Source organism: Bacillus sp. YP1 (genome assembly GCF_000877815.1).
GTDB lineage: Bacteria > Bacillota > Bacilli > Bacillales > Bacillaceae > Bacillus > Bacillus subtilis.
This window is the reverse complement of sequence record NZ_CP010014.1, coordinates 3,452,972-3,469,955: the sequence shown is the minus strand read 5'-3', so window position 1 is coordinate 3,469,955 and position 16,984 is coordinate 3,452,972. Positions and strand designations below refer to the sequence as shown.

The window sequence follows — 16,984 nt, the reverse complement described above, 5'->3', positions numbered from 1 at the left end:
TTTTTTATGAGAAAAACGTGTGATGTAATTCACAATCCTGTTTGCCGAGTTTTTGTATGATAAGACTGATTATTGAATCATTGAAAGGGGCAAGCCAAATGATCAACCGTCAACACATTCAATTATCGTTACAGTCATTAAGCTTGGTGGCAGGGTTTATGGTTTGGGTGCTGATTTCATCACTCATTTCCCAAATCACATTAGATATTCATTTAAGCAAGGGTGAGATTTCTTTAGTGACCGCGATTCCTGTGATCCTCGGGTCGCTTCTCCGCATTCCTTTAGGGTATTTAACGAACAGGTTTGGCGCGCGGCTCATGTTTATGGTCAGCTTCATCCTGCTTTTATTTCCTGTATTTTGGATCAGTATCGCGGATTCTCTGTTTGATTTAATCGCAGGCGGCTTTTTCTTAGGGATCGGGGGAGCGGTGTTTTCCATTGGGGTGACCTCCCTCCCGAAATATTATCCGAAAGAAAAGCACGGTGTCGTCAATGGGATTTACGGTGCAGGAAATATCGGGACAGCCGTTACGACATTTGCAGCGCCGGTTATCGCTCAAGCCGTCGGGTGGAAATCAACCGTGCAGATGTATTTGGTTTTGCTGGCTGTCTTTGCCTTACTGCACGTTTTGTTTGGCGACAGGCATGAGAAGAAGGTCAAAGTTTCTGTTAAGACTCAAATCAAAGCCGTTTACCGAAATCATGTGCTATGGTTTCTGAGCCTGTTTTATTTTATTACGTTCGGTGCCTTTGTCGCCTTCACTATCTATCTGCCGAACTTTCTGGTGGAGCATTTTGGGCTGAATCCTGCAGATGCCGGCTTGCGGACGGCTGGCTTTATTGCGGTTTCTACGCTGCTCAGGCCTGCGGGCGGATTCCTGGCTGATAAAATGAGCCCGCTCCGCATCTTGATGTTTGTTTTTGCCGGGCTTACATTATCAGGCATTATCCTATCGTTCTCGCCGACAATCGGCCTTTATACGTTTGGATCATTAACTGTGGCCGTCTGCTCAGGCGTAGGAAATGGGACTGTTTTTAAACTGGTGCCTTTCTATTTTTCGAAGCAAGCGGGGATTGCCAATGGGATTGTGTCTGCCATGGGCGGATTAGGCGGCTTTTTTCCTCCGCTCATATTGGCGAGTGTGTTTCAGGCAACAGGCCAGTACGCGATCGGGTTTATGGCGCTTTCAGAGGTGGCGTTAGCCAGTTTTGTCCTTGTCATATGGATGTATTGGCAGGAAAGAATGAAAACACACACGGAGAGAAACAGCCAGAGCATCAACTAACACTGGGCATTCACAAGATTGTTAGTTTTTTCTCGATGGGTACAAATCAATTCACGTTACAATAAACACACAACGTGACTTTCTTCGAGGTGAGCTCATGAATTTTCTCTCTGTTCGACCATCTGATAGTGATCTTATATCCAGCGATCTGCATGAATTGCTGGAATCGATCAGCACGAAAAGAAAAATGGAAAAACACACGTATTTGTTTCGAGAAGGAATGGATGCAGAAGAGCTTTATCTGATTCAATCAGGACTCATTGAAATCGGCAAGCTGACATCTGACGGAAAAGACCTGACGCTTAGAATCTGCCAAAAGCATGATATCGTCGGAGAATTAACACTTTTCACTGAAGAACCAAGGTATATGCTCAGTGCAAAAGTGCTAGAGGATGGCGAGGTGCTCGTCATTAATAAAAATAAACTGGAAAAAGAATTAATCCAAAACGGCGCTTTGACATTTGAGTTCATGAAATGGATGAGCACGCACCTCCGGAAGATTCAGTCCAAAATCAGGGATCTGCTTCTTCATGGCAAAAAGGGGGCGCTCTATTCTACCCTTATCCGCTTATCAAACAGCTACGGAGTGGAGCGAAGCGACGGCATTCTGATTAACATTGTCCTGACAAATCAGGATTTGGCAAAGTTTTGTGCGGCTGCACGGGAAAGCATCAACCGTATGCTGGGAGATCTCCGCAAAAAAGGGGTTATTTCGATAGACGAATCCGGAAAAATTATTTTGCACAAGCGGGACTATTTACGATGTGAGATTGAGTGTGAAAATTGCCCGCTGGAGATTTGCAATATTGACTGAAAAAAACAAGGACAGCGGTGTCCTTGTTTTTTTACCTTGTGATAAACAGGCACATGACGGCAAGAAAGAAGCAGGCATTCACGATTTCCAGAATGCCAATCGTTTTTACGGGCCAATCCCTTCCATGAAAAAACCATGCCCGCAAGCTGCTCGGGATAAAAGCGAGAAACGCCCATCCTGCTCCGAAAAGAGCGGATAAAAAGGGGAGCAGCAGGTGATATCCCCATGACCAGTATGCAAATGCCCTGTTTTTTCTCTCGCGGATCACCGATTTCACATAAAAGGAACTCCCGATAAAAAATAAAGCAGACTGCAAGAAAATAAACCAAGCCCAGCCGTCAAGGGTTCCCATCCCCAGCCAGCAGCTCGCAAACCCGCCCGAACAAAAGAACAAGACACCTGCAACATCATTCAATAAGGCTCGTTCGTTTTTTCTGCGGGCAAAATACATATGTATGAGAAACAGCGGCAGTAAAGAAACGCCCACCCAGATGAGAGGCGGCTTATGAAAGACCGAGATCATCAAAAAGCAGCAGGCGGGAAAACCGTAATAACACATCCACTTTTGATATGGTTTGCTTTGTTTCTTTTTTAAGGCAAGCGTAACGGGATAAACCGCTAAGTATAGGAAAAGCCAACCAAGGAAGAGCGGAATATGCCAAATAACGGGGCCTCCCTTGACCATGCCGAGTAAAAATGGGATCAGCAGCATCGCCCACGCCCCGTGCTGCTTCGGAATCAGCGCCTTCATCGAAATCCTCCTTTTTTCTTTCATTATAAATGCATTCACCCTCCTGATAAGTGACATTCATCATACAGGCTGTGAAATACATCACTGCTGTACAGGCTCAGTCGAGCTACACTAAAGCTATCCTTAGCACAGGAGGTTTTCCTATGAATCAGTGTGACTATTTATTATTTCTGAAACAACTTCCTATGTTTAATGAAGTGCCTCTATCCATTGTCGAAACCTTGCTGAAAAACGGCACGTTTATCCGCGGTTCATGTGATCAGTCTCCATCTTTTCTTCATTCTCAATCTGTTTATATTGTATTAAAAGGCAGTGTCCGTTTTATGGACACAAGGCTCCCTGAAGGGTCGAAAACCGTTGCGCTGTGGGAAAAAGGCGATGTGTTTCCGATTGATGAAAAAGGCGGGCTTTATTTATCGCCCTTTATCTCAGTCAATGCTACTTCAGACATTCTGATTCTCAACATCCCATATTACATATTTAAGAAAATGATGTCTTATCATCCGCAGCTGCAAATGAACTTTTTGGCTATGCTTCAGCAAAATGTTTTTTGTTCCTATCAATTATTTTTGCGGTATTTGCATACATCACAGGATGAAAACGTTGAGCCCGGTTCTTAAATAGAGCCGGTTTTTTTGATCTTTGAATGAAAGGCGGCTAATGACCCAAGCGTTCTGCCTGAACGCAGCCTTCCTTCTCCTTTGTGTGAACATTTTGTGACAAAATCAGAGTGTGTGACATAGTTCACAAGGAAACACGCTGTCTCTGTTTATAGTGAACTTAGTATCACCTGACTCGGAAGGAGTGAACTCTCATGAAGAAAAAGAAAAGGAGTCCGTTGTTTAGGAGATTGAATTATTTCTCTCCTATCGAACACCATTCAAATAAACATAGCCAAACCACCCGCGAAGATCGCGATTGGGAGAATGTATACAGAAACAGATGGCAGTACGACAAAGTCGTTCGCTCCACCCACGGCGTTAACTGTACAGGGTCTTGCAGCTGGAATATTTATGTGAAAAACGGAATTGTCACGTGGGAAGGGCAAAATTTGAATTATCCATCAACAGGCCCGGATATGCCTGATTTTGAACCGAGAGGCTGCCCGCGGGGGGCCAGTTTTTCATGGTATATCTACAGCCCGCTGCGTGTGAAATATCCATATGTGCGCGGTGTACTGATTAATTTATGGCGGGAGGCACTGCAAGAACATCAAAATCCATTGGAAGCCTGGAAATCGATCGTCGAAAACCCTGAAAAAGCGAAGTCCTATAAACAGGCGAGAGGGAAAGGCGGTTTTGTGCGAGCTGAATGGCCGGAGGTGCTGAAGCTGATTTCAGCCTCTCTGTTGTATACAGTGATGAAATACGGGCCTGACCGAAACGTCGGTTTTTCTCCGATTCCGGCCATGTCCATGATCAGCCATGCATCAGGCTCCCGGTTTATGTCGTTAATCGGAGGCCCTATGCTCAGTTTTTATGACTGGTATGCGGATCTTCCACCAGCATCCCCGCAAATTTGGGGTGACCAGACGGACGTTCCGGAAAGCAGTGATTGGTACAATTCCGGCTATATCATCACATGGGGCTCCAACGTTCCGTTAACGAGAACGCCTGACGCGCATTTTTTGGCGGAGGCCCGCTATAAAGGCGCTAAGGTCATTTCGATCAGTCCGGATTTTGCGGAATCCTCAAAGTTCGCGGATGACTGGCTGAGTATTCGCCAAGGGACTGACGGGGCGCTTGCGATGGCGATGGGTCACGTCATTCTGCAGGAATTTTACGTGAACCAAGAAACTGAACGTTTTATTGAGTACGCGAAGCAATACACTGATTTTCCATTTCTCGTCACCCTGTCAAAAGAAAATGGCGTATACACAGCGGGACGGTTTCTGCATGCGAAGGACATCGGGCGGAAGACAAAGCATGATCAGTGGAAGCCTGCGGTTTGGGATGAACAGACAAGTTCATTTGCCATACCCCAAGGGACAATGGGCTCGCGCTGGGACGGGCAGCAGAAATGGAACCTGCACATGATTGATGAAGAAACCGGGGAACCGATTGAACCCCGTCTCTCTGTGCTCGGAATAGAGGATGAAATCGGCACGGTGCGCATTCCTTATTTTTCAAATGACGGAAACAAAGTGCTCGAGCGGGATCTTCCTATTAAAAAAATGAACCTGAACGGTGAAGAGACGTACGTCACGACCGTGTTTGACTTGATACTGGCTAACTACGGCGTGAACCGGGGCATCGGCGAACGATCGGCTGTCTCCTATGATGATCCTGAGCCGTTTACGCCTGCCTGGCAGGAACAAATGACAGGAATCAAAAAAGAAGCTGTCGTTAAGATTGCCAGAGAGTTTGCCCAAAATGCGATCGATACAGACGGCCGATCCATGATTATCGTAGGGGCCGGCATTAACCACTGGTTCAACTCCGACACGATCTACCGAGCGGTGTTAAATCTTGTTTTACTTGTAGGCGCCCAAGGCGTAAACGGCGGAGGCTGGGCCCATTACGTGGGGCAGGAAAAGCTCCGACCTGCTGAAGGGTGGCAGACCATTGCAACTGCAAAGGACTGGGAAGGCGTGCCCAAGCTGCAAAACGGCACCTCATTTTTCTACTTTGCGACAGATCAGTGGCGGTATGAGGACCAGCCGATCAGTGATTTGGCATCGCCGATTGCTGCGTCATCCCGCTACAAGCACCACGCTGATTACAATGTGCTGGCCGCGCGGCTGGGGTGGCTTCCGTCTTACCCGACTTTCAATCAAAATGGCATCGATCTGTATAAAGAAGCTGAAAAAGCAGGGGCAGAAACACCTGAAGACGTTGGTGCGTACGTGGCCTCACAGCTCCAAGAGAAAAAACTGAAATTCGCGATTGAAGATCCTGATAATGAAGTGAATTTCCCAAGAAATCTCTTCGTATGGCGGGCAAATCTGATCTCGAGCTCAGGAAAAGGGCATGAATATTTTCTCAAGCATTTGTTAGGGACGACAAACGGCTTGATGAATGACGACAGCGACAGCATCCGCCCTGAAGAAATCAAATGGCGGGAGCAGGCGCCGGAAGGAAAGCTCGACTTGTTAATCAATCTTGACTTCCGAATGGCCGGTACGGCGCTGTATTCCGATATCGTGCTGCCGGCGGCGACATGGTATGAAAAACACGATCTCAGCAGCACAGATATGCATCCGTTCATTCATCCATTTGCTCCTGCGATCTCGGCTCCGTGGGAATCGAAGTCAGACTGGGATATTTTCAAGGCGCTGTCAAAAGCCGTTTCCGATCTGGCAGAAGAAGTCGATATGGAGCCCGTGAAAGAAGTGGTTGCGACGCCGCTCCTCCATGACACCATGCAGGAATTGGCCCAGCCATTCGGCAAAATCAATGACTGGAGCAAAGGCGAATGTGAAGCCATTCCGGGAAAAACGATGCCGAACATCCAAGTCGTTGAACGGGATTACAAACACATTTTTCATAAAATGACTGCACTTGGTCCGAACGTTGCTTTAAAGCCGAGCGGAACAAAAGGGATGAGCTGGTCAATAGCCGATGAATATGAATCACTCAAACAGAGATTGGGAGAAATCACCTCGGACAGTGTCGCAAAGGGATGTCCAAATATAAGTGAAGCAAAGCAGGCAGCAGAAGCGATTTTAACCCTATCATCCACTTCGAATGGAAAGGTCGCCGTCAAAGCATGGGAATCACTTGAAAACATCACGAACCTGAAGCTGAAAGACCTGGCGGAAGAACGCGAGGAAGAATGCTTTACGTTCGAACAAATTACAGCCCAGCCGAAAACGGTGATCACGTCTCCAGCGTTTTCCGGCTCTGAAAAAGGAGGGCGCAGGTATTCGCCGTTTACAACGAATGTTGAAAAATTAATTCCGTGGCGGACGCTGACAGGCAGACAATCCTATTATGTCGATCATGAACTGATGATGGAATTCGGTGAAACGATGGCGACATTCAAACCGATCCTCCAGCATCGCCCGTTTCTGAGCAAGCGGCCTGATCAAGAGGGAAAAGAAATCGTCCTTAATTATTTGACGCCGCATAATAAATGGTCTGTCCACAGCATGTATTTTGATTCCCTGCCGATGCTGACGCTGTTCCGCGGCGGGCCGACCGTATGGATGAATAAAGATGATGCAGAGGATACGGATATCAAAGACAACAATTGGATTGAATGCTTCAACCGAAATGGCGTAGTCGTCGCGAGAGCCGTTTTGTCTCATCGGATTCCTAAAGGAATGGCGTTTATGCACCATGCCCAGGACCGCCACATCAACGTGCCCGGCACGAAACTGACAAATAACCGCGGAGGCACCCATAACAGCCCGACAAGGATTCACGTCAAGCCGACACAGATGATCGGGGGCTACGCCCAGCTCAGCTACGGCTTTAACTATTACGGCCCAACGGGGAATCAGCGCGACCTGAATGTCGTCATCCGCAAGCTGAAGGAGGTCGATTGGCTTGAAGATTAAAGCGCAAATCGGTATGGTCATGAACTTGGATAAATGCATCGGCTGCCACACGTGCAGCGTCACTTGCAAAAACACGTGGACAAACCGTTCCGGTGCGGAATATATGTACTTCAATAATGTAGAAACAAAGCCGGGCATCGGCTACCCGAAGCAATGGGAGGACCAGGACAAATATAAAGGCGGCTGGACATTGAAAAAAGGAAAGCTCGAGCTGAAATCGGGCTCGAAAACCAATCGGCTTGCAGGCCTTTTCTATAATCCGAATCAGCCGTCAATTGATGATTACTATGAACCTTGGAACTATGATTATGAAACATTAACGAACAGCCCGCAGAAAAAACACCAGCCGGTAGCACGCCCGAAATCGTCCTTGACGGGGGATTTCATGAATATCGAATGGGGACCGAACTGGGAGGACGATCTCGCAGGCGGCCACATTACGGGACTTGAAGATCCCAACGTACAAAAGATGGAGGAATCGATCAAAACAGAATTCGATGACGTCTTTATGATGTATTTGCCCCGTATTTGCGAGCACTGCATCAACCCGGCATGCGTCTCATCCTGTCCATCCGGCGCCATGTACAAACGCGAGGAGGACGGCATTGTGCTTGTGGATCAAAACGCATGCCGTTCATGGAGATATTGCGTCTCATCCTGTCCTTATAAAAAAGTCTATTTTAACTGGCAAACGAACAAAGCGGAAAAATGCACACTCTGCTTTCCGCGTTTGGAGGCGGGACTGCCAACCATCTGCTCTGAGACGTGTGTTGGCAGAATCCGCTACCTCGGCGTCATGCTGTATGACGCGGACAAAGTGGAGGAAGCGGCATCTGTTGAAAATGAAAAGGATCTCTACCATTCACAATTGGACGTTTTTCTTGACCCAAATGATCCTGAGGTTGCCAAGCTGGCAAAAGAACAAGGCATTCCGTCTGATTGGATAGAGGCTGCGCAGCAATCGCCGATTTATAAAATGATCATTGACTGGAAGATTGCGCTGCCGCTTCATCCAGAGTACCGCACCCTGCCAATGGTGTGGTACATTCCGCCGCTCAGCCCGATTATGAATCTCTTTGAAGGAAAAGGCAGCCGGCAATCCGCGGAAGATATTTTTCCGGCTATCGACCAAATGAGAATCCCGATAGATTATTTGGCGCAGCTGTTAACAGCCGGTGATACGGATCATATTCGGTCAACGTTGAAGAAAATGTCTGTCATGCGCCAGTATATGAGAGCGATCCAGACGAATAAATCAATCGACCCGGAACTGGTCTCCAGTGTCGGCTTAACAGAACAGCAAATTGAAGATATGTATCGGCTGCTTGCGATTGCCAAATATGATGACCGCTTTGTGATACCGAGCAGTCATCGAGAAGAAGTTTCAGATTTATATGCTGAACAAGGGAGCTGCGGCTTATCATTTTCAGGCGGCCCCGGCTCCTGTTTCTAACTTTTGATAAATGAGGTGTAACAAGATGAACACCACAGACCGGCAAATGACGTTCTCCGCTCTTTCCTCTCTTCTCTCTTATCCGGATGAAGAGTGGAGAGCCGAGATTCCCGATTGGAAGGCTCTTATCCATGAAATCAGCAACCGGCAAATCCGGGAGAAGCTGCTGCACTTTTTCGAGGCGTCAGCCAGCTTTTCACCGGAAGCGCTGATTGAACACTATGTCTATACGTTCGACTTTGGGAAAAAAACAAATATGTATGTCACCTACTTTAACTCGGGCGAGCAAAGGGAACGCGGCATTGAATTGCTGCATTTAAAAAACGCATACGAGCAATCCGGTTTCCTGCCGACAGAGAAAGAGCTGCCTGATTATCTGCCGCTGATGCTGGAATTTGCTGCGGCTGCAGAAATTGAAGCAGCGAGAAGCGTGTTTGAGAAATATCTGTCCAATGTGAGGGAGCTGGCATCCCGTCTCGAAAAAAATGACAGTATATACGCTGAACTGCTGCACGTGCTGCTGGCCGCGCTTGAAAACATTGGCGTACGTGAAAGCGTTGAAGGGGCTGTTCAGGCATGAGCGGGCAGATCCTCTGGGGTATTATGCCATACATTGTATTGACAATCTTTATCGGCGGCCATATTTACCGCTATCAGCATGACCAATTTGGCTGGACGGCGAAATCAAGCGAGATGTTAGAAAAGAAAAAACTCGCCGCGGGCAGCACACTTTTTCACTGGGGACTGCTGTGCGTTGTCGGTGGGCATGTCATGGGGATTCTGATCCCGGAAGGCGTGTATGCTTCCCTTGGCATTTCAGAGCATATGTATCACAAAATGGCCATTGGCGCTGGCTTGCCGGCGGGCATTGCGGCATGTACCGGACTTGTCATCCTGACGTACAGAAGGCTGTTTGACAAAAGGATCCGCAAAACGAGCTCGCCATCCGATATCCTTACGCTCCTCCTGCTGCTGTTCATGATGCTGTCAGGCGTTGCGGCCACGTTTCTCAACATTGATTCGAAAGGATTTGATTACCGGACCACAGTCGGGCCCTGGTTCAGGGAAATCGTTTTGTTCAGGCCTGACGCCTCTTTGATGGAGAGTGTCCCGCTATGGTTTAAGTTTCATATTGTGATAGGATACGTCGTTTTTATCCTGTGGCCGTTTACGAGATTGGTTCATGTGTTCAGTCTGCCGCTCAAGTATCTGACCCGCAGCTACGTTGTATATCGGAAACGCTCGTGAAAATCCCCCTTGCAAGAGGGGGTTTTTTCTGCCAAGGTAATGGCTGGGCTGCCGGGAATCCTGTTATGTTTGTATATGGAAATAACATCAAGGATTTTACTCATTTTAAACCGGCGGAACAGCCAGATTATGATTCAGCCTGACTAACTCCTTATATCTTTCTGATCAATTTCCCGTTTTATATATTTTCTCTCATCAGAATGGGTATCAAATTTACTCTATCCACCGTATTTGCAGTCACAGCGCCGCCTTCTTTTCGGCGCTTGCCGGAGTGCTGAGCGGGTTCAGCTTGCCGCTCATGTTGTCACTCGGCGTTGCCAATAGTCTTGCTTTATTTCTGCAGAAACGATGCGGATGAATTCCGTGACAGTTAGTTTTCTCTAAACCTCTCCTCCTTTGGCGGAGAGGTTTTTTACTTACAAGGTTTATCGATTAGAAAAAAGAGGTAATACAGAGGTAATTGAATCAGATTGGAGAGAATCAGGATGCTGAAAAGGAGACTGGAATTTTTCTTTTTATATATGATGCTCATCGGGGCATATGTCATTTGGTTTTTTCCGGTTTCCAGGCTTGAGTTTTACGGAGGATTGCTTTGCTATATAAGCATTATTTTGTTCAGCATCTATTCATTAATTCTTGAAAACCGCACCTCGCAGCACACGCTGCTATGGATCCATATTCTTGTCTTTTTTCCAATCGTCGGCTACGTGTTTTATCTGTTTTCGGGACAGCTTTATGTAAAGGGAAAGCTGTTTAAGACAAAACGAATGTACAACAGGGAAAAGCTCAGGAAGCTGTTTGACAAGGAGGAAACGCCCGAAGTGACAGGGCTGAAGGACAATCAAGAGAGGTTCTTTACATATTCCATCAGGGCTGCCCATATGAATATCAATACGAAAAGCAACATCAAAGTGCTGAAAAACGGCGAAGAAACCTTCCCGGACATTTTCAAAGCAATGAGAAAAGCGGAATCTTACATACATATTGAATACTACATGTTTAAATCAGACATGCTCGGACGCGGCATGATGGATATTATGATGGAGAAAGCGCGCCAGGGTGTCGAGGTGAGGTTTTTATACGATGCGGCAGGAAGCATGAAGCTGGCAAGAAGAGATATTATGAGAATGGAACAAGCGGGGGTGGACATCGTCCCGTTTTCTCCGCTGAAATACGGGTTTTTCAACCAGAAGCTGAATTTCAGAAATCACCGAAAAATCGTGATCATCGATGGGAAAACCGGTTTTGTGGGCGGATTAAATGTTGGGAAGGAATATATCAGCAGAGATCCGTACATCGGATTTTGGAGAGATACACACCTGCGGCTTGAGGGGGAAATTGTGCAAACGCTCCACGCTATCTTTATGCTGGATTGGGAATATGTCTCCAATGAAGTGCTAATTGATCAAGAGGAGTACAATACCCCGGTTCCCGTGGAAGGAGGAGGCATTTATCAAATTGTCGCGACAGGCCCTGACATGAAGGAAAGCATGAGCGACCTTTATTATGAAATGATTTCTTCAGCGCAGAAATCAATATGGATCGCCACGCCCTATTTTGTCCCCAATGAATCCATTCGCACGGCGCTAAAAGCAGCGGCGACAAAGGGGGTAGAGGTAAGGGTTATGGTGCCGGAGAAGAACGACAGCTTTTTGACCCAATACGCGTCGAGGTCCTATTTCCCGGAGCTGCTCCTTGAGGGCATTGAAGTGTACTCCTACCAAAAAGGCTTCATGCATCAAAAAGTCATGATCATTGATGGCGATCTCGCCTCCGTCGGTACCGCGAATATGGACATGCGCAGCTTTCAGCTCAACTTTGAAGTGAATGTGTTCTTCACGGATGCCGAAGCGATCCGAACCCTTGAGGCCCATTTTGAAGAGGATATGCAGGAAAGTGAAAAGCTCAGCCCTGTCGGCTTTTATAAAAGAGGCGTGGCTGACCGGACAAAAGAGTCGTTTGCCCGCCTGTTTTCAGGTGTTCTGTAAGAAAAAAGAAATCTGATCTTTCAAAACAGCCCGTGTATAGTATAATTGAGAAATATTATCAGTTATTTATACATTGGGGGAAGATAGGGTGCTGCGGCAATTTTTTTCATACTATAAACCATATAAAACGTTGTTCTTTCTCGACTTTTTCTCAGCGATCGCGGGAGGTTTAATGGAGCTGAGTTTTCCTTTGATTGTTAATTATTTTATTGATACCTTGCTGCCGGGCAGGGACTGGGGGCTGATCATCGCGACCTCAATCGGGTTATTTGCGGTGTACGCGCTCAGCTCGGCTCTTCAGTATATCGTGACCTACTGGGGACACATGCTTGGTATCAATATTGAGACTGATATGAGAAAGTCGCTTTTTGACCATTTGCAAAAGCTCTCGTTCAAATTTTACGACAACAACAAGACGGGAACGCTGATGTCGAAGCTCACGAACGATTTAATGTATATCGGTGAAGTCGCCCATCACGGTCCGGAAGACTTATTCATTGCGGTCATGACCATTCTCGGGGCGTTCGGAGTGATGCTGTTTATTAACTGGCAGCTTGCTTTATTAACGTTTATCATTATGCCGATCGTCATTTGGCTAGCGCTTTATTTCAACAAAAAAATGACCAAAGCATTTACCACGCTGAACAAGGATATCGGAGACTTCAGCGCGCGTGTAGAAAATAACATCGGCGGCATCCGGCTTGTGCAGGCGTTCGGAAATGAAGCGTTTGAAAAAGAACGCTTCGCCGTCAACAACCAGCGTTTTCGTGTCACAAAGCTTTCTTCCTACAAAATCATGGCGAAAAACGGGTCAATCAGCTATATGCTGACCCGGTTTGTCACGCTGTTTGTCCTTTTGTGCGGGACGTGGTTTGTCATTCGCGGCTCCTTATCGTACGGGGAATTTGTGGCGTTTGTGCTCCTGACAAATGTGCTGTTCAGGCCTATTGACAAAATTAATGCCATTATCGAAATGTATCCGAGGGGGATCGCGGGTTTCAAAAGCTATATGGAGCTCATGGAGACAGAGCCGGACATTCAGGATTCACCTGATGCGAGAGATGTTTCCGGCCTGAAGGGCAATATCCGCTATAAACATGTTTCGTTTGGCTATGATGACCATCACAATGTCCTCAATGACATCAACCTATCCATTCAAGCGGGGGAAACGGTGGCGTTCGTCGGTCCGTCAGGTGCTGGGAAATCAACGCTTTGCAGTCTGCTTCCGCGTTTTTATGAAGCATCGGAGGGCGACATTACGATTGACGGCATCAGTATAAAAGACATGACGCTTTCTTCGTTGCGCGGGCAGATTGGCGTCGTGCAGCAGGACGTTTTCTTATTCTCGGGCACGCTTAGAGAAAATATCGCCTACGGCCGACTAGGCGCATCAGAAGAAGACATTTGGCAAGCTGTGAAGCAGGCGCATCTGGAAGAGCTCGTCCATAACATGCCCGATGGGTTGGATACTATGATTGGCGAACGCGGCGTGAAGCTTTCCGGCGGGCAAAAACAGCGTCTGTCAATTGCAAGGATGTTCTTGAAAAATCCGTCGATCTTGATTCTCGACGAAGCCACCTCAGCCCTTGATACAGAGACGGAAGCGGCGATCCAAAAGGCGCTTCAAGAGTTGTCTGAGGGGCGCACGACGCTTGTCATCGCCCACAGGCTGGCAACAATCAAAGACGCGGACAGAATTGTAGTCGTCACAAACAACGGTATTGAAGAACAAGGCCGTCATCAAGACCTGATCGAAGCCGGAGGCCTATACAGCAGGCTGCATCAAGCGCAATTCGGGCAAATGGTGCATCGATAGGAGGAGAACATGGAAAGAAAAACTGTGCTGTACATTGCTGTTTCATTGGACGGGATGATCGCAAAAGAAGATGGAAGCATCGATTGGCTGGATGAATTTGAAGGTGAAGGTGACAACGGCTACAGTGATTTTTATCAGACTGTTGATACAGTCATTTTAGGGCGGAGCACATATGAGCACGTTAAAGTGCTAACACCGGTTTTCCCGTATCAGGATAAAACCTGCTATGTTTTTACAGGATCGCCCGACAGTTATCAAGATGAACATGTGACGTTTATCAATGAGGGAGCCAGAGCCTTCACTGCCCGTTTGAAACAGGAAAAAGGCTCAAACATCTGGATAGCTGGCGGGGCAGAGCTTGTGAATGACTTTATGAAAGAAGATGCCATCGACGAATTCATCATCACTGTTATTCCCGTCGTTTTAGGAAGCGGCATCCCGCTGTTTCACGAACTAACAAATGAAACAAAACTGCGGTTAAAAGGGACAAAACAATTTGGACAAGCGGTTCAGCTCCATTATGTAAGAGCATAAGAAAAAGGATAGACAGATGTCTATCCTTTTTTGTATGTAAGTTAGAGCGCTTCTCTCTCAGCAGGCTCGATGAGATTTTGGAATTTTTCAATGAGCTGTGATGCTTTTGTTCCTTCAACTACGATCAGATATTCCTTTTCATTATGAGCCATGCGGAACGTTTCAAGCTCAATTAAGCTTTTGATTTTGCACATCGTTTTCTTTGAATAAATATAAACCTCGTGGCTTCCGGAATGGCACATTTTATAAAGATGAATCAAATTTCTTAAAGTAAAGGCCTGTGCGGCTACTTTCAGAGACTTGATATTTTTCATGATCTTTCTCCTCCATCGATTGTTGTCTTATATAGCCTAAGTTCCCAAAGCTGACAAGTCGTAAACCTATTTTTGCACATTTATGACTTCCATTGCAGCGCACCGCCCCCGATGCGTTTGACACCGCGGATGGAGCTTAATTCATCCATCAAGCGGAGAAGCGCCTTGTCTTTCTGCTTTGCTTCAATCATGAAATCAATATTAGTTCCCCATTGCCTAAAGCGTTCCAACAGTGGCAGCAAAAAGTTGGCGTCAACATAATCGGCGTGGCTGCGTATCGCTTGCTCCGATTTTGGGGAAGACAAGTGAACCTTTGGCTGAAGGCCGATCCGCTCCCACGTTTTGATCATGCGGGGCAGTGCTACATTCAGGTCGGCGTGATCGTCTGGATTGGCGTAAAAATGATGAAAGTCAAAGACAAACGGAACATCCTCCTGCTCACAGACCTGAAGCGTTTCTTCCGTTGTATATGTTTTATCATCATTTTCAAGTGTCATCCGCTCTTTGATCTCCTGCGGCAGCTGTTTTATATTTTGATGAAATTGTGCAGTGGCGGTGTCTTTATTTCCGTAAGCGCCGCCAATATGAATGTTGATAACGGAGCGATCAGCAATGCCCATGGCCTCAAGCATGCGGTAGTGATACGCCATATCTGTTACCGCATTTTTTGTGACGGATTCCTTCGGGCTCGTAAACAGAGTGAATTGATTTGGATGAAAGCTTGTTCGCAGTTGATGGGTTTTAACAAGCTCTCCAATCTCCCGAAACTCTTTTTGAAACGGTGTTACAAAATCCCACATCACGTCGGGATGCGTAGCCAGCGGCACAATCGAACTGGAAAAACGGTACAAAGGAATGCCGTGGCCGATGATATAGTGAAGGGTTCTCATCGTATTGCGCAAATTGGCTTTTGTCACAGTCAGAAGCGCTTCTTTTCTTTCAGTCTTTGAAAGCTTTGAATAACGCGCGAATGTCAATGTTTTAGCGGGAGACGCATCCCAAAGGCTCATCGCATTTGAAACGAACCCGAATCTGAAAATCATAGGAACTCTCCTTTATAAGAAATAAGATAATGCCCTGCCGAGCCATTCCGCCGGGCGCTGCCTGAATGTGCGCTTGCTGAAATCCTCCATCGTCAGCAGCTCCGACTTTTTCATATCCTCCTCAATTGTGGCATAGACTTCACTTGTAAACGCTTCGTCATCAATTTCAACATTCACCTCTTCATTTAAGAACAGGCTCCGTTTATCGAAGTTGGCTGTTCCGATAATGCTGAGATGGTCGTCTATGATGAGGGCTTTTACATGATAAAACCCTTGATAATAACGATAAATAAGACAGCCGGCATCCAAGAGCTCCGAATAATACGTAAAAGCCGCTTCTCGTACCAGCGGATGGTCTGATTTCATCGGTACAATGATTCTCACGGATACGCCGTTTTTTCTTGCGTTAATAAGGGCCTCTTGAAGCGGTTTTGATGGAATGTAATAAGGCGTGCAAACCGTAAGGCGATTCTTCGCTTGGGCAATGTTGGCCAAGTATATGTTTTCAAGGGAATAACCGTCGGTCGCATAGATCTTGTGAGAAATAGTCCCTTGCTGAAGCTTTGGCCAAACATCCGAACCCAGTTCGATTCCGGTATTTCGTTTTAGATCAGAAGCAAAAAGCGTTTGAAGATCATGTACGCCTTCTCCGATCATGCGCAGATGATAATCCTCCCAATTGCCGAACTTCGCCTTCTTTCCAAGATATTCTTCGGCGATATTAAACCCGCCGATATAACCGATTTTTCCGTCTATCACCGTAATCTTCCGGTGATTCCGTTTTTGCATGTGAAAAAAGAAAAAAGGAAAACGGGGACGATTCATCACATGGACATGGACGCCGGCATTTTTCATCGTCTGAAGCGCCGTTTTTTTAATTGCCCGGCAGCCCGCCCAATCCAGAAGCAAATAAACGGATACGCCAGCTTGGGCTTTTGTTTTCAGCAAGGTATACATATTGTGGCTGACCTCATCATTTTTCATAATAAAAAACATCATGTGAACAGAAGAGGCGGCCTGGCGAATATCATTCATCATCCGCTCAACGAGATCAGCGCCGCAGTGGATCAATTCGATGTCACTCTTCTTTTTTGAAAAAACAGGCTCGTACGCCTTTTTTCTGTATCCGGCACGGCCCATGAAGATATCAAGCAGAATCAAGGCAAAGAAAATAACGACAATGATCATAATCACGATAAATACCTTCATACCGGCACTCCTTTCCGTAGTAAAGGT

General features: G+C 46.6%; 14 protein-coding genes and 1 pseudogene. 11 read left to right on the top strand and 4 right to left on the bottom strand.

All coding sequences use genetic code 11. The annotated features are described in order from the left end of the window. Positions 1–98: 98 nt before the first annotated feature. Both narK and fnr read left to right on the top strand, forming a co-directional pair. The gene (narK, locus tag QF06_RS17065) at positions 99–1,286 is read left to right on the top strand and encodes a nitrate transporter NarK (protein ID WP_015250995.1); all 1,188 of its coding nucleotides are present in this window, start codon (positions 99–101) and stop codon (positions 1,284–1,286) included. Between the two features lie 97 nt (positions 1,287–1,383). Continuing rightward, the gene (gene fnr, locus QF06_RS17060; protein ID WP_014481215.1) at positions 1,384–2,100 is read left to right on the top strand and encodes a fumarate/nitrate reduction transcriptional regulator Fnr; all 717 of its coding nucleotides are present in this window, start codon (positions 1,384–1,386) and stop codon (positions 2,098–2,100) included. Positions 2,101–2,131: 31 nt separating this feature from the next. On the opposite strand, the gene QF06_RS17055 is transcribed toward fnr, so the two are convergent. Continuing rightward, positions 2,132–2,851, bottom strand: a complete 720-nt coding sequence (locus tag QF06_RS17055; protein WP_014481214.1) for a YwiC-like family protein — start codon at positions 2,849–2,851, stop codon at positions 2,132–2,134. 143 nt (positions 2,852–2,994) lie between these two features. Between QF06_RS17055 and arfM the strand changes: the two genes are divergently transcribed. The 9 genes and pseudogenes from arfM to QF06_RS17015 all read left to right on the top strand — a co-directional run bounded on the left by arfM (position 2,995) and on the right by QF06_RS17015 (position 14,391). Further along, positions 2,995–3,471, top strand: a complete 477-nt coding sequence (arfM, locus tag QF06_RS17050; RefSeq protein WP_043940222.1) for a Crp/Fnr family transcriptional regulator ArfM — start codon at positions 2,995–2,997, stop codon at positions 3,469–3,471. 194 nt (positions 3,472–3,665) lie between these two features. Further along, positions 3,666–7,352, top strand: a complete 3,687-nt coding sequence (locus tag QF06_RS17045) for a nitrate reductase subunit alpha (protein WP_043940221.1) — start codon at positions 3,666–3,668, stop codon at positions 7,350–7,352. Further along, entirely contained in the window at positions 7,342–8,805 is a 1,464-nt protein-coding gene (narH, locus tag QF06_RS17040; protein ID WP_043940220.1) for a nitrate reductase subunit beta, read from the top strand. The genes QF06_RS17045 and narH overlap by 11 nt, the downstream gene beginning before the upstream one ends. A gap of 25 nt (positions 8,806–8,830) precedes the next feature. After that, positions 8,831–9,385 carry a nitrate reductase molybdenum cofactor assembly chaperone gene (gene narJ / locus QF06_RS17035; protein ID WP_003227586.1) on the top strand — a complete coding sequence of 185 codons (555 nt, stop codon included), beginning with the start codon at positions 8,831–8,833 and terminating at the stop codon, positions 9,383–9,385. Then, positions 9,382–10,053, top strand: a complete 672-nt coding sequence (gene narI / locus QF06_RS17030; protein ID WP_003227587.1) for a respiratory nitrate reductase subunit gamma — start codon at positions 9,382–9,384, stop codon at positions 10,051–10,053. Before narJ ends, narI begins: the two co-directional genes overlap by 4 nt. 158 nt (positions 10,054–10,211) lie before the next feature. Next, a pseudogene (locus QF06_RS22185) lies at positions 10,212–10,408 on the top strand (YitT family protein); the annotation flags it as partial. Positions 10,409–10,538: 130 nt separating this feature from the next. Beyond that, entirely contained in the window at positions 10,539–12,041 is a 1,503-nt protein-coding gene (gene cls, locus QF06_RS17025; protein WP_003227591.1) for a cardiolipin synthase, read from the top strand. Between the two features lie 88 nt (positions 12,042–12,129). Continuing rightward, the gene (locus tag QF06_RS17020) at positions 12,130–13,857 is read left to right on the top strand and encodes an ABC transporter ATP-binding protein (RefSeq protein ID WP_003227593.1); all 1,728 of its coding nucleotides are present in this window, start codon (positions 12,130–12,132) and stop codon (positions 13,855–13,857) included. A gap of 9 nt (positions 13,858–13,866) precedes the next feature. Then, entirely contained in the window at positions 13,867–14,391 is a 525-nt protein-coding gene (locus QF06_RS17015; RefSeq protein ID WP_003227595.1) for a dihydrofolate reductase family protein, read from the top strand. A 41-nt stretch (positions 14,392–14,432) separates the two neighbouring features. Here the strand turns inward: QF06_RS17015 and QF06_RS17010 are convergent, their stop codons facing one another. The 3 genes from QF06_RS17010 to cls (QF06_RS17000) all read right to left on the bottom strand — a co-directional run bounded on the left by QF06_RS17010 (position 14,433) and on the right by cls (QF06_RS17000) (position 16,957). Next, positions 14,433–14,705 (bottom strand): hypothetical protein, encoded by a 273-nt coding sequence (locus QF06_RS17010; RefSeq protein ID WP_003227597.1) that lies wholly within the window; start codon positions 14,703–14,705, stop codon positions 14,433–14,435. An 80-nt stretch (positions 14,706–14,785) separates the two neighbouring features. Continuing rightward, entirely contained in the window at positions 14,786–15,748 is a 963-nt protein-coding gene (uvsE, locus tag QF06_RS17005) for a UV DNA damage repair endonuclease UvsE (protein WP_003227599.1), read from the bottom strand. Positions 15,749–15,760: 12 nt separating this feature from the next. Further along, positions 15,761–16,957: a cardiolipin synthase gene (cls, locus tag QF06_RS17000; protein WP_003227602.1), complete on the bottom strand. Its 1,197-nt coding sequence runs from the start codon at positions 16,955–16,957 to the stop codon at positions 15,761–15,763. Positions 16,958–16,984 lie beyond the last annotated feature (27 nt).